This is a genomic window from Hymenobacter metallicola (assembly GCF_004745645.1).
GTDB lineage: Bacteria > Bacteroidota > Bacteroidia > Cytophagales > Hymenobacteraceae > Hymenobacter > Hymenobacter metallicola.
In genome coordinates this window covers 1,683,999-1,704,511 of the sequence record NZ_SRMB01000001.1, presented here as the reverse complement: position 1 = coordinate 1,704,511, position 20,513 = coordinate 1,683,999, and the positions used below count along the sequence as shown (strand labels likewise).

At 62.6% G+C, this 20,513-nt stretch carries 23 protein-coding genes; 18 read left to right on the top strand and 5 right to left on the bottom strand.

Annotation, left to right across the window (positions count from 1 at the left end; all coding sequences use genetic code 11):
* The first annotated feature begins 17 nt into the window (after nt 1-17).
* Entirely contained in the window at nt 18-962 is a 945-nt protein-coding gene (locus E5K02_RS07180) for an NADPH-dependent F420 reductase (protein WP_317128892.1), read from the top strand.
* Nucleotides 963-1,282: 320 nt separating this feature from the next.
* Entirely contained in the window at nt 1,283-1,507 is a 225-nt protein-coding gene (locus E5K02_RS07175) for a phosphate ABC transporter substrate-binding protein (protein WP_135393462.1), read from the top strand.
* Nucleotides 1,508-1,569: 62 nt separating this feature from the next.
* Here E5K02_RS07175 and E5K02_RS07170 read toward each other — a convergent pair whose 3' ends face one another.
* Complete coding sequence (locus E5K02_RS07170) at nt 1,570-2,400, bottom strand: ion transporter (protein ID WP_135393460.1); 831 nt, start codon at nt 2,398-2,400, stop codon at nt 1,570-1,572.
* A 145-nt stretch (nt 2,401-2,545) separates the two neighbouring features.
* Between E5K02_RS07170 and E5K02_RS07165 the strand changes: the two genes are divergently transcribed.
* A complete protein-coding gene (locus E5K02_RS07165) occupies nt 2,546-2,995 on the top strand; it encodes an SMI1/KNR4 family protein (RefSeq protein WP_135393458.1) in 450 nt (149 codons plus the stop codon).
* A 28-nt stretch (nt 2,996-3,023) separates the two neighbouring features.
* On the opposite strand, the gene E5K02_RS07160 is transcribed toward E5K02_RS07165, so the two are convergent.
* On the bottom strand, nt 3,024-4,043 hold the full coding sequence (locus tag E5K02_RS07160; protein WP_135393456.1) for a glycoside hydrolase family 43 protein: 1,020 nt from the start codon (nt 4,041-4,043) through the stop codon (nt 3,024-3,026).
* 173 nt (nt 4,044-4,216) lie between these two features.
* Here E5K02_RS07160 and E5K02_RS07155 point away from each other — a divergent pair, with 173 nt between their 5' ends.
* The 5 genes from E5K02_RS07155 (at nt 4,217) to E5K02_RS07135 (ending at nt 6,970) form a co-directional block, all read left to right on the top strand.
* Nucleotides 4,217-4,546, top strand: coding sequence for a GNAT family N-acetyltransferase (locus E5K02_RS07155; protein ID WP_135393455.1), 330 nt, complete (start codon nt 4,217-4,219; stop codon nt 4,544-4,546).
* A 60-nt stretch (nt 4,547-4,606) separates the two neighbouring features.
* Nucleotides 4,607-5,086, top strand: a complete 480-nt coding sequence (locus E5K02_RS07150; RefSeq protein ID WP_135393453.1) for a hypothetical protein — start codon at nt 4,607-4,609, stop codon at nt 5,084-5,086.
* A gap of 81 nt (nt 5,087-5,167) precedes the next feature.
* Complete coding sequence (locus tag E5K02_RS07145; protein ID WP_135393451.1) at nt 5,168-5,596, top strand: hypothetical protein; 429 nt, start codon at nt 5,168-5,170, stop codon at nt 5,594-5,596.
* A gap of 36 nt (nt 5,597-5,632) precedes the next feature.
* Complete coding sequence (locus E5K02_RS07140) at nt 5,633-6,238, top strand: GrpB family protein (RefSeq protein WP_135393449.1); 606 nt, start codon at nt 5,633-5,635, stop codon at nt 6,236-6,238.
* Between the two features lie 51 nt (nt 6,239-6,289).
* A complete protein-coding gene (locus E5K02_RS07135; protein WP_135393447.1) occupies nt 6,290-6,970 on the top strand; it encodes a hypothetical protein in 681 nt (226 codons plus the stop codon).
* Between the two features lie 75 nt (nt 6,971-7,045).
* Here the strand turns inward: E5K02_RS07135 and E5K02_RS07130 are convergent, their stop codons facing one another.
* Nucleotides 7,046-7,996: an NmrA family NAD(P)-binding protein gene (locus E5K02_RS07130; RefSeq protein WP_135393445.1), complete on the bottom strand. Its 951-nt coding sequence runs from the start codon at nt 7,994-7,996 to the stop codon at nt 7,046-7,048.
* Nucleotides 7,997-8,259: 263 nt separating this feature from the next.
* Between E5K02_RS07130 and E5K02_RS07125 the strand changes: the two genes are divergently transcribed.
* Together E5K02_RS07125 and E5K02_RS07120 are read left to right on the top strand one after the other, a co-directional pair.
* The gene (locus E5K02_RS07125; protein WP_167856311.1) at nt 8,260-9,267 is read left to right on the top strand and encodes a zinc-dependent alcohol dehydrogenase family protein; all 1,008 of its coding nucleotides are present in this window, start codon (nt 8,260-8,262) and stop codon (nt 9,265-9,267) included.
* Nucleotides 9,268-9,497: 230 nt separating this feature from the next.
* Entirely contained in the window at nt 9,498-10,313 is an 816-nt protein-coding gene (locus E5K02_RS07120) for a hypothetical protein (RefSeq protein WP_135393441.1), read from the top strand.
* Here the strand turns inward: E5K02_RS07120 and E5K02_RS07115 are convergent.
* Nucleotides 10,310-11,398 carry a mechanosensitive ion channel family protein gene (locus tag E5K02_RS07115; RefSeq protein ID WP_135393439.1) on the bottom strand — a complete coding sequence of 363 codons (1,089 nt, stop codon included), beginning with the start codon at nt 11,396-11,398 and terminating at the stop codon, nt 10,310-10,312. The two genes, E5K02_RS07120 and E5K02_RS07115, sit on opposite strands and share 4 nt — an antisense overlap.
* Before the next feature lie 149 nt (nt 11,399-11,547).
* On the opposite strand from E5K02_RS07115, the gene E5K02_RS07110 reads away from it, so the two are divergent.
* The 8 genes from E5K02_RS07110 to E5K02_RS07075 all read left to right on the top strand — a co-directional run bounded on the left by E5K02_RS07110 (nt 11,548) and on the right by E5K02_RS07075 (nt 18,699).
* A complete protein-coding gene (locus E5K02_RS07110) occupies nt 11,548-11,799 on the top strand; it encodes a hypothetical protein (RefSeq protein ID WP_135393437.1) in 252 nt (83 codons plus the stop codon).
* Between the two features lie 55 nt (nt 11,800-11,854).
* Entirely contained in the window at nt 11,855-12,286 is a 432-nt protein-coding gene (locus E5K02_RS07105; protein WP_135393435.1) for a hypothetical protein, read from the top strand.
* A gap of 234 nt (nt 12,287-12,520) precedes the next feature.
* Entirely contained in the window at nt 12,521-13,291 is a 771-nt protein-coding gene (locus E5K02_RS07100) for a serine aminopeptidase domain-containing protein (protein WP_135393433.1), read from the top strand.
* A 118-nt stretch (nt 13,292-13,409) separates the two neighbouring features.
* Complete coding sequence (locus tag E5K02_RS07095) at nt 13,410-14,246, top strand: phosphatase PAP2 family protein (RefSeq protein WP_135393431.1); 837 nt, start codon at nt 13,410-13,412, stop codon at nt 14,244-14,246.
* Nucleotides 14,247-14,350: 104 nt separating this feature from the next.
* Nucleotides 14,351-15,538 carry a DUF1624 domain-containing protein gene (locus E5K02_RS07090; RefSeq protein WP_135393429.1) on the top strand — a complete coding sequence of 396 codons (1,188 nt, stop codon included), beginning with the start codon at nt 14,351-14,353 and terminating at the stop codon, nt 15,536-15,538.
* 249 nt (nt 15,539-15,787) lie between these two features.
* On the top strand, nt 15,788-16,771 hold the full coding sequence (locus E5K02_RS07085) for a hypothetical protein (RefSeq protein ID WP_135393427.1): 984 nt from the start codon (nt 15,788-15,790) through the stop codon (nt 16,769-16,771).
* Nucleotides 16,772-16,949: 178 nt separating this feature from the next.
* Entirely contained in the window at nt 16,950-17,876 is a 927-nt protein-coding gene (gene ctlX, locus E5K02_RS07080) for a citrulline utilization hydrolase CtlX (protein ID WP_135393425.1), read from the top strand.
* A 19-nt stretch (nt 17,877-17,895) separates the two neighbouring features.
* Nucleotides 17,896-18,699, top strand: a complete 804-nt coding sequence (locus tag E5K02_RS07075; RefSeq protein WP_135393423.1) for a class I SAM-dependent methyltransferase — start codon at nt 17,896-17,898, stop codon at nt 18,697-18,699.
* A gap of 70 nt (nt 18,700-18,769) precedes the next feature.
* Here E5K02_RS07075 and E5K02_RS07070 read toward each other — a convergent pair whose 3' ends face one another.
* Nucleotides 18,770-20,293, bottom strand: coding sequence for a malate:quinone oxidoreductase (locus tag E5K02_RS07070; RefSeq protein WP_135393421.1), 1,524 nt, complete (start codon nt 20,291-20,293; stop codon nt 18,770-18,772).
* Between the last annotated feature and the right edge of the window lie 220 nt (nt 20,294-20,513).

Sequence of the window (20,513 nt, the reverse complement as noted above, 5' to 3'; positions counted from 1 at the left end):
AGTCGGTATGCTCCAGCTTGATTAGCGTCTCTAAACTAGCGCGGGCAGGTAGTCTGGGCCTTACTGGCCGGGCAGGGGAGGCCCCCACGTCCCATCTGGCCGCAAGCCGCTCAAAAAAACTAGACTGCTTGTCCCGGCAACTTACCGGCGAAAAAAGCAAAACGCCGCTTCCGCGGTTAACCTACCTGCATCGGCACGTTGCCGAGGCACAAACCACGCAAACCTTCCCGACCATGAACATCGGAATCATCGGCGCCGGCTACATCGGCAGCGCCTTGGCCGTGCGGCTCACCAGCCTCGGCTACACCGTATACATTGCCAACTCCCGCGGCCCCGAAACCCTGCAGGATGTGGCCCAGAAAACCGGCGCTACGCCCGTTACGGCCCAGGAAGCGGCCCAGCGCGGCACCGACTTTATCGTCGTAACCATTCCGCTGGAAAAAATCCCCGACCTGCCCCGGGACCTCTTCGCCGACGTGCCGGCCGAGGTGCCCATCATTGATACCAGCAACTATTACCCCCTGCTGCGCGACGGGCAGATTCCGGAGCTCGAAACCGGCGACCTGACCGAAAGCGGCTGGGTGCAGCAGCACCTGGGCCGCCCCGTGGTAAAGGTGTTCAACAACATCTTCGCCGCCCACCTCGAAAACAACGGCAAGCCCGCCGGCACCCCCGGCCGCATAGCCCTGCCCGTGGCTAGTGACGACGCCGCTGCCAAGCAGAAAGTAATGCAGCTGGTGGAAGAGCTCGGCTTCGACGCCCTCGACGGCGGCACCATGCGCGAATCGTGGCGGCAGCAGCCCGGCGGCCCCATCTACTGCAACGACCTGCCCGCCGACCAGGTGCAGCAGCACCTGGCCAGCCTCGGCACTGAGCGCACGCCCGAGCAGCACGCCGAGTTCCTGGCCAACCAGGCCAAGGCGGAGCAGGCCATGCAGGCCCAGGGCATCAAGCTGAAGTAGCCGCTACCGGCCCGCACTACCGGCTGAACAAGGCTTAGAGCCTACGTAGAACGTCCTGCTGAGCGCAGTCGAAGCATCTCGCGTGCAATGGTAAATCCTAGTTACTGCTGCAGAAGAGATGCTTCGCGGGGCTCAGCAGGACGTTCTTTTTGGTTTCTTACTACCGCGAGCTTGTGACCAACGGTTCCGCAGCCGCTGCGTGTTGTGGTCCGGTCGTTTACGTATCTTCGGCCGGCCGCGGAACGTGCGGTTCCTATTCGATAATTTGCTTACCCGTCTTTGCCAAGGGCTGCCCGCTTTGAGTACCAACTCAAAGCCCCATGAAACGAGTTAAACAACTCCAGCAAGCCTTTGGCACCGTGGAAGAAGGTTCTTTTGTGGCCTTCCCCGCCAAGTTTTCCAACGTGCAGGTGTCGCGCGTCATTTTTGGCAATGCCCGTGGCTGCGCCGTCTGCTTTCCGCACGGCCCCGAAACCGACAACGCCACCCTGCACAAGCGGGAGCGGAGCTGGAAACGGTTCCGGCGCACGCAGTGGAAACGCTAAGCGGCTTTCTAAACGCGAAAAGCGCCGCCCCAGACTCTGGGACGGCGCTTTTCTTTTCCTTCCTACAGCTTCTCCCCGCAGCGCCAGCAGTACTCGGCGTCGTCGCGGTGGCCCTGGGCCTGGCACACGTGGCACACGGCCTGCTTGTAGGCGGGGCGGCCGGCGGCGGGCTGGGCCATCTGGGCCGAGACGATGCCGGTGGGCACGGCAATAATGGCGTAGCCCATAATCATCAAGACCGAGGCCAGGGTCTGGCCTAATACCGTGGCCGGGGAAATGTCGCCGTAGCCGACGGTTGTCATCGTCACGATGGCCCAGTAAATGCTTTTTGGGATGCTGGTAAAGCCGTTCTGGCCGCCTTCCACCACGTACATCAGCGTGCCCACCACCACGGCCAGCGTGATGACCGAGCTCAGGAACACCAGAATCTTGAAGCGGCTGGCCCGCAGGGCGCTCAGGATAAACTCGCCCTCGCCAATAAACTGGCCCAGCTTGAAGATGCGAAACACCCGCAGCAGCCGCAGCGTCCGAATCACGAGCAGGTAGCGGCTGCCGGCCAGCACCAGGGCCGCCAGCGTGGGCACGATGGCCAGAAAGTCGATGATGCCCAGCCAGCTCAGGGCATAGTTCAGGGGGCGGCGCACCACCAGCAGGCGCATTAGGTATTCCACCAGGAACAGCCCGGTGAAAAACCATTCCACTGCCCGCAGCGCCGGCCCGTAGCGGGCGTTGATACTGGTCACGCTTTCCAGCATCACGGCCACCACGCTCAGCACAATAGCCACGAGCAGGGCAATATCGAAGAGCTGCCCGGCCCGGGTGTCCGATTCAAAAATAACGCGGTAAGCCTTTTGCCGCCAGGAAGAAGCGGTGGCGCTGGGACGAATATCCATAGGAAAGCGGTGCCGGCCGGTACCACAGCCGGCCCTGGTATCGCCCTGCTTACGCAGAAGCTGCGTTGCCAGCCAATTCAGCCCGCTACCCGCCGCAACGCTTGCTGTCACTTATAGCCGGTAGCGCCCGTATCTTTCAGGTCGTATGCAACAGGACCTCCTGCACCGGATCAAGGCTTTTCTGGCGAAAAACGAGCTGTTTGCGGGCACGCCGGCCACGCCCGAACAATTGGCTGAAGCCGAAGCCCAACTGCAGCTCCAACTCGATCCGGACTACCGGGAGTTTCTGTCCCTGTTCGGCGCCAGCTACGTGGGCGTGCCCGTGTACGGGTTCAACCCCGGCCCGATGCTGCCCGATACCACCGTCATCCAACTTACCCTGGAGTTCCGGCAGGCCTATGCCGCAGAGGCCCGCTGGCCCATCCTGGCGCAAAGCTGCGTCCTAGCCCTGACGGGCAGTGGCGACCCGGTTATCCTGGACCCCGCCGGCAGAATCCGGGTGTATTACCACGATAGCCACGAAGAAGACACGCTGGCCGACTCGTTTGCCGACTTCATCGAGCAGCATCTTCCTACTGCAGACCCGGACTTCTGAATTAACTGGGTGCCCCTCTCTGTTCCTGCTACAGCCCTCGTTTTGCTACGCCTTCCTTGGTAATCTTGACGGGCTGAATGCGGCCCTGAGCGTCGAAATACAGCCGGTCGATGCAGGTGACGCGGTGGTTCATATCGGTTTCGCCCAGGGGGCGGCGGTGATACACAATGTACCACTCATCCTTGCCCGGCACCTGAATAACGGAATGGTGGCCGGCCCCGGTGGCCACTTGGGGGTCCTGCTGCAGAATCTTGCCCACCCGCTGAAACGGACCCAGGGGCGAATCGGCTACGGCGTAGGCCACCGAGTAGTCGGGCCCGGCCCAGCCGCCCTCACTCCACATGAAGTAGTACTTGCCCGCGCGCCGGAACATGATGGGGCCCTCCACGTAGCTCTGGGGCGTGATTTCCTTGAACGTCTGCCCATCGGGAAAGGGGAGGAAGCCGGTGAAATCGGGCTTGAGCCGGGCAATATTGCAGTGCGACCAGCCCCCGTAAATCATGTAATACTGCCCGTCCTTATCCTGAAACACGAACTGGTCGATGGGCTGGGCCCCGTTGTGGATGTTGCCAATCAGCGGCTTGCCCAGGTAATCCTTGAAGGGCCCCTCGGGCCGGTCGGCCACGGCTACCCCGATGCCGCCCACTTCGCCCTCGTGCACGTCGTTGGCCCCGAAAAACAGAAAGTACTGCTTGCCTTTCTGCACCACCGCCGGGGCCCACATGGCGCGCCGGGCCCACCGGATGCTGGTTGTGTCCACGATGCGCGGGTGCTTGGTCCAGTGCACCAGATCGGGCGAGGAAAAGGCATCCATGAACACCTGCTGGTCAAACGGGGCCGAATACGTGGGATACACCCAGTACTGCTGGCCGAAGATAACCGCTTCTGGGTCGGCATACCAGCCGGGAAAAATCGGGTTGCCGGCCGCTGCCGTAGCTGCCGTCGTGGTCGAAGCCTTGGACTTGGCAGCGGGTTTGGCGGGCTGAGCAAAAGCTGCTGGCGCGAGCAGCAGGCCGGGCAGAACACCCAGGAGCAGGAAGTTTTTCATGCCTGCATAATACGCGTAAATTTTCAGTGGCGGTAGAGGCTTGGCGCCCCGCCAGGAGTTCGGGCAAAACCCCGGATTTCCGGGCTGACTGGTTTGATTGCCGCCCGACTTGGGTAGCTTTAGCCCGCTGGCCCGCGCCGGGCCCGGCAAGTAACCTTTTTACTTTTTCCGCCATGAAACCCGAACTCCAGGACCTGCCCCTCATCGACAACAGCGGCGGCCACCGCTTCGAGCTGACCGTGAATCATTCCACCGCCTTTATGGAGTATGGCGACCGGGAAGGGGCCCTGGCCCTGTTTCATACCGAAGTGCCCGGGCAGCTGGAAGGGCAGGGGGTGGGTACGGCCCTGGTAGAAAAGGTGCTGGCCGAAATCGAGCGGCAGCAGCGGCAGCTGATTCCGTTGTGCCCGTTTGTGACCAGCTACCTCAAGCGCCATCCGGAGTGGCAGCGGCTGGTGGCTCCGGCCTACCAGCGCTGGTTTCAGCCGGCCCCGCAGCCGTAAGGCGGGCGGGCCTGGCTCCTGCGTTAGGCGCTTATCCACTGCTCATTTACCAGTATTTCTATGTGCAAAGCTCTTCTGGCTCCCCTGCTGTTGCTGGCCCCGGCCGCCTTCGCCCAATCTGACTGCGCCAAGCCCGTGGTGCAGTTGCTGCGCAACGGCCAGCCCCTGGCCGCTACGGCTAGTGCTCTGCCGGCCGCGGCCACGCTGCGCGTAGCGCCCGACGCCGGGTGCCCGGCCCAGGAATACCGGTTTCGCCACGCCGAAGTAACTCTGATGCGCCACGGCCGGCCGGTACTGCCCATTCTGCTCGTCGAAAAGCCGCAAGCCGACCTGCGACCCTTCCTGAGTTATTACCAGACCGGCGACCAGCTGAACATATTCATTGCCTACCAGAACGTGGCCACGGTAGCGGCCGACGGTACGCTCACCCCGCTGCTGCCCGCCAAAGCGGCCCGGCGGCAGCCCAGCCAGCTCGACCTGCGCACCACCGACTCCAAGGGTATCAGCTTTTCTTTGCCCTTGGCCAAGCCTGCACCATAGCCAGTAGAGCCGCCTTCACTGCCCCCGCTAGCAGCGCCGAAGGGTGGCGCGGCGGCTCTACTGGCCCACTACTCCCTTCTCATGAAAAACCTCTTCTCCGCCCGCGCCGCTGCCATCGCCATCCTGGTCATTCTGAGCCTGGTCGTGCTGTTTCACTTGCTGGTACTCTCCGGCGTCATTCCGTACGGCATCGTGTGGGGCGGCCGGCTGACCAGCCCCGAGCAGATGCTCCGGTTCGAAACCGTATCCATCACCCTGAACCTGCTGATGCTGGCCGTGGTGAGCGTTGCGGCGGGGTGGCTGCGCCTGCGCGTCAATCAGGGCCTGCTCAAAGTGGCGCTGTGGCTGATGACGGGCCTTTTTGCGCTGAATACGGTGGGCAACCTGCTGGCTAAAACCGACCTGGAGCGCCTGGTTTTTACGCCCCTGACCCTGGTGCTGGCTTTGTGTAGCTGGCGGTTGGCCCTTGGGCCTACGAAAGCCGCTGCGGGTATGGAAGCCAGCGCCTAGCGGCTATATCTTCGGGGCTGACTTTGCGGAAACCTAATGCCCAACGTACATCCTTTCGATACGCGCAAACCCGTTGTGCTGGTGCCCTACCGCCCCGAGTGGGCCCCGGAATTTGCGGCCCTGGCCCGCCGCCTGCGGGCCCTGGCAGGGCCCGCCGTGCTGCGCATCGACCACATCGGCTCCACGGCCGTGCCGGGGCTGCGCGCCAAAGACGTGCTGGACCTGCAACTGACCGTGCCCGACCTGCTGGCCGTGGCCGACCTGGTGCCAGCCTTGCAGCAGGCGGGCTTCCGCCAGGGCGAATCCCTGCTCTACGACGTGTTTCACTTCCTGCCCGCAGCCTCGGCGGAGCTGCGCAAGCGCTACATGCGGGAGCCGGCGGGCGAGCGAACCGCTCACCTGCACATTCGCGAGGCTGGCCGCTTCAACGCCCGCTACGCCCTGTTGTTTCGCGACTACCTACGCGCCAGCCCGGTAGCCCGCACCGAGTACGAACTGCTCAAAGTCCGCGCGGCCGAACTCTTTCCCGACAACATTGCGGGCTACCTCTACCTGAAGGAGCCCGTGTTTCACTTGCTCTATGAGGCGGCTTGCCTGTGGGCTGAGAAGGTCGGCTGGCAGCTGCCGGCCCCCGATGCCTGAGCTAGGGAGCCGGGCCAGCACAAGTGGCGTCGGCTTGTATATTTTGATCCTATGAAAATCACCTTGCTGCTTTTGCTGCTGACCCTGGGCGCTTGTTCGGCCCCGCCCCCGGAACAGGCAGATTCGGTGCCGGCGGGTTTTATAAAGCGCACCGTGGCGTTTAAAACCAGACCCGGCGCGCTGTCTCCCCAAGGCCGCCTTACGCTGTTCGTCCCGCAGCGCTACGACACCCTGCTGACCTGGGTAGACCAAGCCGATACCCCGATGGGAGACAAGCTCAAATACCGGTTTACCAACACCGGCGGGTGCCTGCTGCAGGAAAGTGGCTTTAAACGCCAAGGCCGCTACTGCCAAGACACCCTGGACCAACTCACGGTTGAAGTGCGGGCCAGTAACCGGGCCGAGCAAACCCTGGCGGCGGTGGAGCGAGAAATCCGGCACCGCCAGGAAGCTGAACGGGCCGCGGGCATTGCTGCCACGGTCTGGAAGTCGAAAAAACTGGCCGTTATCCATGGGCGGACCTTCTCTGTCGTCGAATCCTTCGGGGGCTCTACTCTGGTACCAACCCCCTACGAACAGCTAACGGCGGTTACTATTGTGGCGGGCCAACGGCAGAATTGGGAAGTCGCCTTGCACTTTGAATGTAAGCAACCGGACTGCCGCAAATTCGCGGAGCAAGCCTACACGACTTTACAGTCGGTGGTGCTAGATACGGGCACAGCTCTTCGGTAAGTGTTGCGTAGGCCCTTATTCCGGCCTGCGCTTCGCCTGGGCGCCGGTGTGGCCCTGGCGCAGCGCAGGCCCGGCCTAGGACTTGGTAGCCAGTACTTCCCGCACCTGAGTCCAGCGGATTTCGGGGTAGCGGGCGTTGTCCAGGGTGCGTAGCTTGGCCTGCCCGCTGAGCATGTTGTGCAGGTATTGCATGCCCTGCCAGGGCGGGAAAATTTCGTCGTTGGCCGGCATCAGGGCCTTGGTGGCCTTTATCAGGGTGCCCAGCACGCCCAGACCGCCGACCCGCAACAGCTTGAACTTATGACCTGTGGCAGCTTCGGCTTCGGCTTGCAGCCCCCGGATGCTGGCTACTTCCCCGGCCACGCACAAGTAGCGCGGCGTAGTCGGGTCGAGGGCGGCGGCGGCGGTGTATTCGGCCGTGTTTACCATCGTGGTAAAGTCCAGGGGCTGGTCGGCGTCGCCCCAGTACACTACCCGCCGCGGACCAGTCAGAATTACGGGTGCCTGGCCTTTGAGCAGCTCCGTAAACATGCCGTTGAGAATGGAAGTGGCCCGGATGGGGGCCTGGTCGAGGCGGCGCTGAAACTCCCGGCGCAGGTCGAAATTGCGGTTAGAGCCCTCGGGCAGCTGCGTAAAATCGGCCGAGAAGTCGGAGGGGATAATACGGGGGACGCCAGCCGCCACGGCCGCCTCGAGCAGGCGGGTCTGGGCGTCCACAATCACCTCCCGCAACCCCGACAAAGCCGATACGACGCAGTCGGCGCCGGTGCAGGCCTGGGTAAGCTGCGCCAGATTCGCGTAGTCTACCTCCACCAGCTCTACGCCCTGTAGCCGCAGGGAGGCCGCTTCGGCCTTGGCACTGGCCCCGGGGCGCACCAAAGCCCGCACCGTGGCTCCGCGCTGCCGCAGGTGGTGGGCAATCAGCAGGCCCAGCGCCCCGGTAGCCCCGGCCAGCACAATAGTAGCCGTGGAGGCAGTAGGAGAAGGGGCCGAGGCGGCGGTGGGTTGAGTTGAAGGAGAATTCATTGAAACTGAGTGAAGGGGGAGAAGGCAGATAGAATAGGGGTAACCGGTTCGGCAGCGCTAGGTTATGGGGCCGCTCGTCCAACTGGTTTTCCCGCGGCGCAGGGTGTCGCGAATCAGCCGTACGCAGGGCCGCAGCAGGCGGCCGAAACCGGCGACTCGACAGCGGCCCGGGAGGCTGGGTTGGTAGGCGCTTTCTGGTTGAGCTAATCAACAATATGGTCGTACTGGCGGTTGTGTGGACCAATTACCGCAACCCTACTCCAATGAAAGCATATAAGCTGCACGGGCCCAAGAGCCTGGAAAATTTCAAGCTCGGCGACTACGACGAGCCGCTCGCCCGCGACCAGGAAGTCAAGATTCAGGTGAAGGCCGTGTCGTTGAACTTTCGCGACTGGGCCCTGGCCAATGGGCGCTTTGGCTACCCCGGCGAAAAGCTGCCCTTTATTCCCTTCAGCGACGCGGCGGGCCTGGTAACCGAGGTGGGGGCCAGCGTGACCAAGTTTCGGGCCGGCGACCGGGTAGCCGTCAATTTCTTCCCGGATTGGGCCGACGGGGCCTACTCAGCAGCCAAAACCTTCCGTTCCCTGGGCGGCAGCACCGACGGCGTGCTGGCCGAATACGTGAGCTTCCCCGAGCACGCCGTCACGAAAGTGCCCGACTCGTTTTCCTTTGAAGAAGCCGCCGCCTTCCCCTGCGCTGGCGTCACGGCCTGGCATGCCCTGGTCGAGCAGGCCCGGCTGCGCCCCACCGATACGGTGCTGCTGCAGGGCACCGGTGGGGTTTCCATCTTTGGCTTGCAAATCGCCAAGCTCATGGGGGCACGGGTTATCATCACCTCCAGCTCCGACGAAAAGCTGGCCCAGGCCCAGGCTCTGGGGGCCGACATGCTCATTAACTACAAGCAAACGCCCAACTGGGAGGAGAAAGTCCGGGAGTTGACCCAGGGCGAGGGGGCCGACTACGTGGTGGAAGTGGCCGGCCAGGTGGCGCGGTCCTACCAGGCGCTGAAAGCCGGAGGTACTATCTTCCAGATTGGCGCCGTGGGCGGCCCCAGCGACGAGCCCGTAAAGCCGATGGCCATTCTGACCCAGCGGCTGCAAGGCATTTACGTGGGCAGCACCCAGATGCTGACCGATTTGCTGCAGGCCTTCGACCGTAACCAGCTGAAGCCCGTCATCAGCAACACCTTCCGCTTTGAGGACGCAAAGGAAGCCCTGGCCTACATGGGCAGCGGCTCGCACTTCGGCAAAATCGTGGTGCAGGTAGGCTAACAGCAGCCGCTGACTGAAAAGCCGGGCGCGAACTTCTGGTTTGCGCCCGGCTTTTTTGTGCCGGCTCAGCTTCATGTTTACTGGCTCAGCGTAGGCGGAGGAATTAAAGCGGATTGAGTGAAACCGGGGGAGGTATTTCGGAACCGGCCCCGAAGAATCCGCCACCCGCAGCCCAAAAACACGTACGCATCGGAATACGCCACCGGGCACCGCCCATTACCGCCACAACGATGAGGGAGCCATGCCACTCTACCCCGACGGCCTGCCAGCGCAGCGTCGGGAGCCGCACCAGTTGTCCTGCATCCGTATTCCAGCCGCGCCGCCGGGCCTGGCTGCTGGTTGCCCTAGCCTGGACCGGGCTGCTTTCGTGCTCCGAGGATAAGTCGCGCCCGGCCAACTCGGAGCTGCGGGTCGAGCAGCCTGCCGTATCGAGTACCGCCGGCGGGGCGCCCGAAAGCAGCGAAGCGGCCGAAGAAACGGCCGGGTTGACGGCCGGCGCCGGTACGCGGTACCGGGTGCTGGCCGAAACAGCTTATTTCTACGATTCGCCCCGGCAGGGCAAGCCCGGGGGGCAGTACTTGCGCCGCGGCGACGTGCTCTACGGGGCAGAAGACGAGAATGGCTTCATCAAAACCCAGTTTGTAAACCCGAACGGCGCGACTGTCACCGGGTGGCTGAAAGCGGAGGAAGTGGGCCGGCTGGCGGGCACTACGAGCCCGGCCCGCTCTACCCGGCCCGCCGTGCGCCCCGCCGCCCCGCCGCCCGCCCCCATCGTGGAAGACTACGAAACCGAGGCCCCCCGGCCCCCCGAAACCGACGCCCTGCCGGCGCCCCGCAGCGGGCAAACCGCGGTGGTGCGGGTAGCTCGTTCCTATTTCTACAACTCGCCCGACCTTGTCCGGCCCCGCAAGGCCCACTGCGTGCAGGGCGACAAAGTCCGGCTCGGGGAGGAAGAAGGCGAAGCCGTCTACGTGGTTTTTACCAACTGGGAAAATGTGACGACTACCGGCTGGATGCGCAAGGAGGCACTGCGCTACAACCGCTAAACCACTGGGGTGGCCTGCCGCTCCGGCTGCTCCAGCAGCACGCGCGTGCGTGGTAGGCTGCCCGGAAACTCGCGCTGTAGAAAGGTAATCAGCTGTTCGCGCACGGCGCAGCGCAGCTCCCATACTGCCCCGGCATCGGCGGCGCTGACCAGGGCCCGCAGCTCCAGGGTCCGCTCTTTGGCGTCGGTGACGTGGAGCACGCCCACGCGCTTGTCCCACAGGGGGTGGACTTCCAGAATGCGGCCCAGCTCGGCCCGCACCGCCTCGACGGGCACGGTATAGTCGGTTTGCAGGTGCACGGCCCCGGTCAGGCGGGCGCTGTTGCGGGTCCAGTTCTGGAAGGGCTTTTCGATAAAGTAGTTGAGCGGCAGCACCAGGCGCCGTTCGTCCCAGATGCTGAGCACCACGTAGGTAAACGTAATTTCCTCAACCCGGCCCCATTCGCCTTCCACCACCAGCACGTCATCGATGCGAATGGGCTGCGTGAAGGCAATTTGGAAGCCGGCCAGCAGATTGCTGATGGAGCGCTGGGCCGCAAAGCCCACAATCACGCTGGCAATACCGGCCGAGGTGAGCAGGCCCGTGCCCAGGCGGCGCACCGTCTCGAAGCTCATCAGCACCAGGCCCACGGCCACGAAGGCAATCAGCGAAACGGCCACCTTCTTGATGAACTGCAGCTGGGTGAAAAGTTTGCGCACCCGCAGGTTGTCGCCCGATTCGAGGCGGTAGCGCCGTTGCACCAAGTCCTGAATCACGTCCACGGTTTTGATCAGGCCCCAGGCAAAGCTCAGGACCAGAAACACTTCCACGAAGCGGCGCAGCACCTCAAAGGGCTTGGGGGGCAACGGCACCAGCGGCAATAGCAAGGACACGGCCAGAACCGGGAAAAACAGGGCGCTGGCCTGGCTCAGGTGCTTGTCGACGGAGCGGGCCAGGGCGGAATTCTCGCGCCGGCCGAAGGCGCGCAGCACGCTGAAAACTATGTATTTCACAACCAGCCCGAACAGTAGGCCGCCGAGCAGAATGCCCAGCGAGGCAAAGATGTCGGGGAAGTGGGCGAGCAGGTGGGCAGCTTGTTCTCTCATAGCAGCTGCCGCGCAAGGGCGGCGGGCGGTAAGCAAGTGAAAGAAGTGTACCCGAAGCGGGGCCGAAAGGTTGGCCGCAAAAGAGTAGCAGAAAGGCTGGTAAGTTTGCCGGCCCGGCCGCTACTTTCCAGCCGCCCCTGCTTGCTGCCATGACCCTTCTCTACCGGAACCCGGACTGGATGTATGATTTTCTGCTCGAGGAGGCCACCGGCCGCTACTACCTGCTGGTGGTGTGCGGCACCAGTGCCTGGTACGACATGTGCCTGTGCCTCACCGCCGCCGAAGCCACCCGTTTCGGGCAGGATTTGGCGCTGGGCACCGATGCAGAGCTAACCCAGCTGGCCCGGCAGGTCGTGCAGCAGGCCCCGGCCGGCATCCCAGGGCGCGAGTACCGCCGCTGAGTGGCCGGAAGGCACCCGGGTAGGCCTTTTGCGCCCGGGGCGCGTATGAGCAGGTATGAAGTATTCCTATCTGCTGCTCATTCCGTTGGGTATCGGTGCTTTTGTTGCATTTTGGTGCCTGGTGGTAAAGCTGGTTTCCCTGATGGCGTGGCAGCCGCTGGCCCGGCATTTTGCCGTGCCGGAGTTGCCGCCCGGCCCTCGGTTTCGGCTGGGGCAGCTGCGGCTCGGGGTGGCTAACTACAAGGGAGCCGTCGAAGCATCGGTTTCTGCCCACGGCCTGGGGCTGGCCACGGGGTTTCCCTTTCGCACCGGCCACGCTCCGCTGCTGATTCCGTGGCAGGCTCTGGGACCATTTCATGCCGAGAAATTCCTCTGGACCACTTTGTACACCACCCACATCCGGAGCGGGAGCGGGGGCAGTACCAAGCTCACCTTTACCGGCTCCGACTTTCTGGAGGCCGCCCGGCCCTGGCTGCAACCGGGCTAATGCCTCGCGGCGTGTTCTTCGTGCCGGGGCCAGTCGGGTAGGGGCCCGTTTTCGGCCCGATTCGGCCGCAGTTTGCTTGCCACCCCTTATTTTGGCAGAGCTAATCCTGCCTTATTCCTAGTTTCTGTCTGTGGCTGACCACGGTCCGGGTGCGGCTGCTTATGAACCAGGCGGTTGTGCGACTTTTTCAACCCCCGCCGTTGTCTGGTAAGTGCAAGCCGAATCTTTTTCTATATGAAAGCAGTGCTTGCCCTCGGCCTCCTGGCGCTAACGGCCAGCTGCCGCCCGCACTCCGCGCCATTTGCCCGCGGCCCGCGGCAAGAGACCATAGCTCCGGTGCTGCCCGCCGCCCGAACCACCACGCTCAGCCTGTTCGACTCGGCCCGGCGCCGCTCGGTACCGGTAGTGCTCTACTGGCCGGCCACTAATAAGAAGGCAACACTGGCCTTGCTAAGCCACGGCTACGGCGGACAGAACACGGCGTACTCGTTTCTGGCCAATCAGCTGGCAGCAGCCGGTTACCTGGTAGCCAGCATTCAGCACGAGCTGCCCACCGATGAGCCCCTGCCTACGACGGGCAACCCCCGGCTGGTGCGGCGGCCCACCTGGGAGCGGGGCGTGCAAAATCAGCTGTTTGTGCGCCAGCAACTGCACCGGCTCTACCCCCGGCTGGACGTAAACCACCTGCTCCTGCTGGGCCACTCCAACGGCGGCGACATGGCCATGCTGCTGGCCCAGGAGCACCCGCAGCTGGTGGACAAAGTCATTTCCCTCGACAACCGCCGTATGCCCTTGCCCCGGATCCGTCGGCCCCGCATCCTGACCATTCGCTCCAGCGACCAGGTAGCCGATGCGGGCGTGTTGCCATCGGCCGCCGAGCAGGCCGCCCTGGGGATGCTAGTGGTGCAGCTACCGGCCACCCTTCACAACGACATGTGGGACGGGGCCACCGAGGCCCAGAAGCAGGAAATTCGGGCCGTCGTAGCGAAGTTTCTGCGGCGCTAATTCCCTTGGCGGCAGATTTGGGCCACGTTTTCAGCTTGGAACTCAGGTTCTACTGTCGAGCTGCTAACCTTGCCCCGGCATTACCCGTTTCAGCTTCATTCTCTCCCAAACTCTGCCCATGAAGCTATTTTCTTCCCTGCTGTTGGCTGGCTCTATCAGTCTTGGCGTCGGTTCCACTGCCTCGGCCCAGCGCGCCGCTACTTCCCCCTACCAAACCCGGTTTGCCGTCGATGCCCCCGTCATTGTAGGCTTGGGCGCTATCAATGGCTTCGGGCTGTATCGGGTGCAGCAGAAGAGCGGCCTGTCGGAAGCCGAGCTGGCGGCCCTCTCCAAAAACGACGTGCCCAAGCTCGACCGGTTTGTGGCGGGCAAGTACAGTGAGAAAGCCCAGACGGCCAGCGACTTTCTCTGCTACGGCTCTTTGGCCGTAGCGCCCGGCCTGCTGGCCCTGGACCCCGATATGCGCAGCCACTACGGGCAGGTGCTGGTGCTGTACCTCGAAACTATGGCCACTGCCTCGGCCCTTTTCACGACTTCGGTGGGTAACGTGTACCGCTACCGGCCCTTTTTGTACGGCACGGAGGGTACGGCGCGCGAGCGAAGCAGCAAGATTTCCACCAATTCCTTTTTTGCCGGCCACACGGCCCATACCGCCACGGCTACCTTCTTTGCGGCCAAAGTGTTTCATGATTACCACCCTGGGTCGGCTGCCGAGCCATTGGTGTGGGGCGCCGCGGCCGTAGTGCCCGCCGCCGTGGCCTACTACCGCATGGAAGCCGGCAAGCATTTCCTGACCGACAACCTGGTGGGCTATACCATCGGGGCCACGGCCGGCATTGTCGTGCCGCAGCTGCACAAGAAGGCCGGCCGCCGCGGCATGGCTTTTACGCCAATTCAGGGAGTAAACGTAAACGGCCATTCCTACGGCGGCTTGCTCGTAACCAAGCAGCTGTAGCGGCGGCGGCCCGGGGGCCGTAGGAAAGAACCGGAAAAGTGCGGGCCGCCGGGCTGCTTATTGCGCACTTTTCCCAACCTTGGGGCTTGCTCTTGCTCAGCCTTATGTCCCCGGATTCTGTTCAGCCCTCCCCACCCGTAGTACCGCGCCCCGCCCGGGTCTTCTCCATCGACGTGGTACGCGGCTTGGTTATGGTCGTCATGGCCCTTGACCACGTGCGCGAATTCTGGAGCCCCACACCGGTGCGGCCCGAAGATGTAAGCCAGGCCTCGGGGCTGCTGTTCTTTACGCGTTGGGTTACCCATTTCTGCGCGCCGACTTTCGTATTTCTGGCCGGGATAAGCATCTTTCTTTACCAGCAAAAACAACCCAGCCGGGCACGCGTGAGTTGGTTTCTGCTGACCCGCGGCCTGTGGCTGATAGGGCTGGAAGTGCTGGTCATCAGTTTTGTGCTGACCTGGGGCTACCAGCTGATTCTGCTGCAGGTTATCTGGGCAACGGGGTGGGGTATGGTACTGCTGGCCGGGCTACTCTGGCTGCCCCGCTGGCTGCTAAGTACCTTGGCGCTGGGCTTTCTGGCCCTGCACAATCTGCTGCCGGCCCTGCAGCCCACTACGCCCGCCGCCGTGGGTTTGGCCCTGTTGCACAATGCGCCTTTTGCATTTCCGCTGAGTCCGGCTACCTCGGTGCTGGCGGCCTATACGATTGGGCCGTGGGCGGCGGTACTGGCCGCCGGCTATTGCCTGGGGCCGTGGTTTGTGCTGCCTGCTCCCCTGCGCAACCGGCAGTTGCGGCTGGCCGGGGCTGGGTTGCTGGGGCTGTTTGTGGGGCTGCGCGCCCTGAACAGCTACGGCGACTCGGCGCCCTGGGGCGTTCAGGAGCGGGGTATGGTCTACTCCGTTCTGTCGTTCCTGAACGTGACAAAGTACCCACCGTCCCTGCTGTTTCTGAGCCTCACGCTTGGGGTGGCTCTGCTGGTGCTGGCCAGCCTAAGTGAGCCGAAAGGCCGCGTAGCCGCCGTGTTGCGCACGTTTGGGCAGGTGCCTTTTTTCTACTACCTACTCCACTTGCTGCTTATCAGTGTGAGTGCTTATTGCTGGACCCAGCTAGCGTTTGGGCAGCCCGTCAATTTTGGCTTCACCGACCGGGCCAACTGGCCGGCTAGCTATCAGCCCAGCCTGCTGCGGGCCTACGTCGTCTGGTTTGGGGTGGTAGCCCTGTTGTATCTACCCTGCCGCTGGTACCAGACCTACAAACAGCAGCATCGGCACTGGTGGCTGTCGTATCTGTAGAAGTAAAAGCCTGAGTGCTAAGCTCAGCACTAGGGTAGAAACTCCGTCACATCTACCCATTTTCACCACGTTAAGGTAGGTACAGCAATGTCCTTGCAGCCTGCGTAAAGCCAGAAGAGCGTGTTAAAAGCTATATGTTTATTAAAATAATTATATATATAATTTGTCTATATAGTTCCTTGGTGTGGGTCGGGGGAGCCGACATATTTGGCCGTTGGCTTATCGTTCATCCTTTCCCATCCACAACCCATGAAAACACTTACTACCTCTCTGCTGGGGGCCGCTCTACTGGGCGCCTCGCTCTCAGCCTGTCAGCAAGAAGAGCAACACCTGCCCGAGCCCGTTGCTCAGAGCAATGATGCCCGTAGCCTTAACCCGCTCAGCAAAGTAGGGCAGGCCCGCATCCAGGGGCAGCTCGACTCGACCATTGCTTTTGCTAACACCAATCCGGCCCTGAATCTGAAGCTCGTGTCCTATTCCTTCGGCACCCGCCTGAGCAAGGCTGACGACGTCGCCGCGGCTAAAGCCCGGATTCTGGATGCGGGCAGTATTATTCCGGTGTATGCCAACGCCGATAGAGCCGTGGAGGCCCAGCAAACGCCTTCCTTCGAGTTGAGCACCCTGCAGGCCGGGGTAGCCGCCAACAAGCAAGCCGGCGGGGTATCGGGTACCCACGCCGACGTGCGGACCAGCATCAGCACCTACCTCGATAAAACGGTGCAGGCCGGCCTAGGCCAGGTAGAGCTGGTGTGGGAGCGGGACGGTCAACGCTTCACCTCCTTGTGCCTCTACAACGACAAGGGCCTGGTGTACGACAACATTCTGGCCAACGTGTTTACCATCGACGACCAAACGCAGGACGCCACCAGTGAGCAAGCCAAAGTGACGACTTCGGCGTTTACGGCCACGGTGCTCAGCTTCGATATCAAGTGGGTGTGGGGCAGCCAGCGCGGCCACATCACCGTGAAACACAGTATTCTGTATTCGGGCGGCAAAATCACGACCAACTCGGGCACGGCTACTGCCTGGATGTCGGCCGGCTCGGCCGAGGCCCGGCAGCGGCGCTACGTGCTGCGTACCACCTACGCCCAGCTCACCTGGGCCTACGGCTGGGCTACCCCCACCGCCGATTTCAGCTTCTCGTACGACGGCAGCCCCGTCAAAATCAGCGCCTCCGTGTCGGGCGTAGGCTCCAAGGGCCAGGGCGAAGGTATTCACACTATCTACCTGTAGGTTAGAGGAAGCTTTGGGTAGCTAGCGTGAGTAAACGCCGGAAAAGACCTGGTTCTTTTTCCGGCGTTTTTGCGTTTCAACCGGCTGCCAGCAGCCTTGGGCAGGGATGTTGGAGCCAGACGGAGGCCGGAATTTGCCAACTTTTCCCTACTTGCGGCTCCCGCTACTTCGCTTGCTTATGCAATCAGCTTCCACCGTACTGCTCGTGCGCCCCGTCCGCTTCGCCTTCAATGCCGAAACGGCGGCGTCCAACCACTTTCAGCAAGCCCTGGCCCAGCTCAGTGCAGAGCAGCTGCAGCAGCAGGCCTTTGCCGAATTCGATAACGCCGTGGCGAGCCTGCGGGCCAACGGAATCGATGTGATGGTAGTCGACGATACGGCCGAGCCCGCCAAGCCCGATGCGGTGTTTCCCAACAACTGGGGCACCTTTCACCCCGATGGCCGCGTGCTGCTGTATCCCATGTGCGCCCCCAACCGCCGGGCCGAGCGCCGCCCCGATATTCTGGCCGGCCTGGCCCAGCAGTTTCAGCTTACGGAAGTCATTGATTTGTCGCACCACGAGCAGCAGGGGCGGTTTCTGGAAGGCACCGGCAGCATTATCTTCGACCATCTGCACCGCGTGGCCTACGCGGGCGTTTCGGCCCGGACCGATGCGGCCCTGTTTGCCGAGGTAGCTGCCCGACTGGGCTACCGGCCGGTAGCATTTCACGCCCACGACCCGCAGGGGCAACCCATTTACCACACCAACGTGATGCTGTGCGTGGGCGCCCGGTTTGCCGTGCTGTGCGTAGAAAGCATCACCGATGCCGCCGAGCAGGCCGCCGTCGTGGCTTCGCTGGAAGCTACCGGCCACGAAATCGTGGCTATTTCCCTGGCCCAGGTGGCCCGGTTTGCCGGCAACATGCTTACGGTGCAGCCCGCCGCGGGCGGGCCCGAGCGGTTGGTGATGTCGCAGCGCGCCTATGAGGCCCTGACAGCGGCTCAGCGCCAGCAACTGAGCCAGTACTGCGAATTGCTGCCCCTGCCCATTCCGACCATCGAAACCATTGGGGGCGGTAGTGCCCGGTGCATGTTGGCCGAGATTTTCCTGCCCCGCACCACCTGATACCGTCCCTTCATCAGCCATGACGACGCCTACTTACCTCGACCTGAACCGCGCCCTGTGGAATGCCCGCACCGGCCCCCACCTGGCGTCCGAGTTCTACGCGGTGGAAGCTTTCAAAGCGGGCAGCACGTCGTTGAACAGCATCGAGCTAGCGTTGCTGGGCGACGTGGCCGGGCTGCGCATTCTGCATCTGCAGTGTCATTTTGGCCAGGATACGCTGTCCCTGGCCCGCCTCGGGGCCCGGGTAACGGGCGTCGACCTGTCGGATGCCGCCATTGCCGCCGCCCGGAGGCTAAGTGCAGAAATTGGCGTTGCGGCCGAGTTTATTTGCTGCGACGTGCACGATTTGCCCCAGTATCTGTCCCAGGAAGCACAGTTTGACGTAGTGTATATGACCTACGGCGTGCTGAACTGGTGGCCCGACTTGCAACCCTGGGCCGCGCTGGTGCACCGCTACCTCCGGCCCGGCGGCCGCCTGCTGCTGGTGGAGTTTCATCCGGTGGTGTGGATGTTCGACAACGAATTTACCCGCCTGGAATACAGCTACTTCAACACGGGGCCCATCGAGGAAACCGAAACCGGTACCTATGCCGACCTCTCGGCGGGCATCGTGCACCAGTCGGTTACCTGGAATCATAGCCTGAGCGAGGTGCTCGGCAGCCTGCTGCGGCAGGGCCTGGCGCTGACCAGCTTTGCCGAATACGACTTTTCGCCCTACAACTGCTTTGCCCACACCGTGGCCCAGCCCGACGGCACCTTCCGTATTGGCCCCCTGGGCGAAAAGGCGCCGCTGGTGTATTCGGTGGTGGCTACTAAACCCTAGCGGGTTCCTGCTGAAAAAGAAAAAGCCTCCTGGTGTGTATCAGGAGGCTTTTTTAAGAATAAGACGGCTCTTACTTACCGGTCAGGGCAGCCGTATCGGCCAGGCCGAGCACGGCGTTGGTGTGCGTCCGAATCTGGTCGAGCAGGGCGGGGTTGTCGTTGAGCTTCTGGCCGTAGGAAGGAATCATCTCCTTGAACTTGGCCGTCCACTCGGGCGAGTTGCCCTGCGCCTTGAAGCATTTCTGAATCAGGCTGACCATGATGGACACGGCCGTGGAAGCCCCGGGCGAGGCACCCAGCAGGGCCGCAATGGAGCCATCGGCCGCACTCACGACTTCGGTGCCGAACTCCAGCACCCCGCCTTCTTTTTCGTGCTTTTTGATGACTTGCACCCGCTGGCCGGCAATTTCGAGCTGCCAGTCTTCGGCCCGGGCCTTGGGCAAGTATTCTTTCAGGGCTTGCAGGCGGTCTTCGGGCGACTGCCGCACCTGGTTGATGAGGTAGCGCGTGAGCGGAATGTTCTTGAGCCCGGCAATAATCATGGGGCGCAGGTTGCCGGCCCGGATGGAGGCGGGCAGATCCAGGAAGGAGCCTTTTTTCAGGAATTTGGTGCTGAAGCCCGCGTAGGGACCAAATAGGAGCTCCCGCTTGCCGTTGATCATGCGCGAGTCGAGGTGGGGCACCGACATGGGCGGGGAGCCCACGGCGGCCTTGCCATACACTTTGGCCTCGTGCCGCTCAATTACTTCGGGGTTCACGCACTTGAGCCACTGCCCGCTCACGGGGAAGCCGCCGAAGCCGTGGCCTTCGGGAATGTCCGACTTTTCGAGCAGGGTCAGGGAGCCGCCGCCCGCGCCGATAAACACGAATTTGGCCCGTACCTTCTTGCTCTGGCCCGTGAGGCGGTCGGTGGCTTTTACGCTCCAGAGGCCGTCTTCCTTGCGCTTAAGCTTGCTGACTTCGTGGTTGAAGTGGAACGTGACGCCGGGCTTTTCCTGCAACAGGTAGAACATGCCCCGGGTCAGGGAGCCAAAGTTCACGTCGGTGCCCAAATCCATGCTGGTGGCGGCCACCTGCTGGCTAGGGTCGCGGCCTTCCATCACCAGCGGAATCCACTGCTCGATCTGGCGGCGGTCTTCCGAGTATTCCATGCCCTTGAACAAGGGCGACTGGGTAAGGGCCGCATGGCGCTTACGCAGGTACTCCACGTTATCGGGGCCCCACACAAAGCTCATGTGCGGAATGTGGTTGATAAAGCGCTGCAGCTCTTTTACGGCGTATTTCTCGGCCAGAAAAGCCCAGAACTGCTTTGATACCTCAAACGACTCGGCAATACCGATGGCCTTGCTGATGTCGATGGAGCCGTCGGGCTTTTCGGGGGTGTAGTTTAGCTCGCAAAAGGCCGAGTGACCAGTGCCGGCGTTGTTCCAGGCGTCGGAGCTTTCGGCGGCGGCCACATCGAGCCGCTCGAGCACGGTAATGGTCAGGTCGGGTTGCAACTCCTTGAGCATCATGCCCAGTGTGGCGCTCATAATGCCGGCGCCGATGAGCACGACGTCAACGGTGCTTTCCGGAGAGTTATCGGTAGTATTCATAGGGGTGACGTAGCAAAGAAGTCGGCAAAGGTATTGCCTACGTCGAAAAGCAAAAAAAGGCTCTTTTGTTGGCTTAGATTGGTAAAAAAGTGCGTCTGCTGGCTGCCAGAGGCAATAAGGTCGAGCTTCCCGCCGGCTGGCGGCGGGTGCCGCGTCCCGGTCTTTCATCAACTTGGTTTCCAGTAGCTCCGCCCTGCACCGCGTCGCTGGCTGCCGTTAC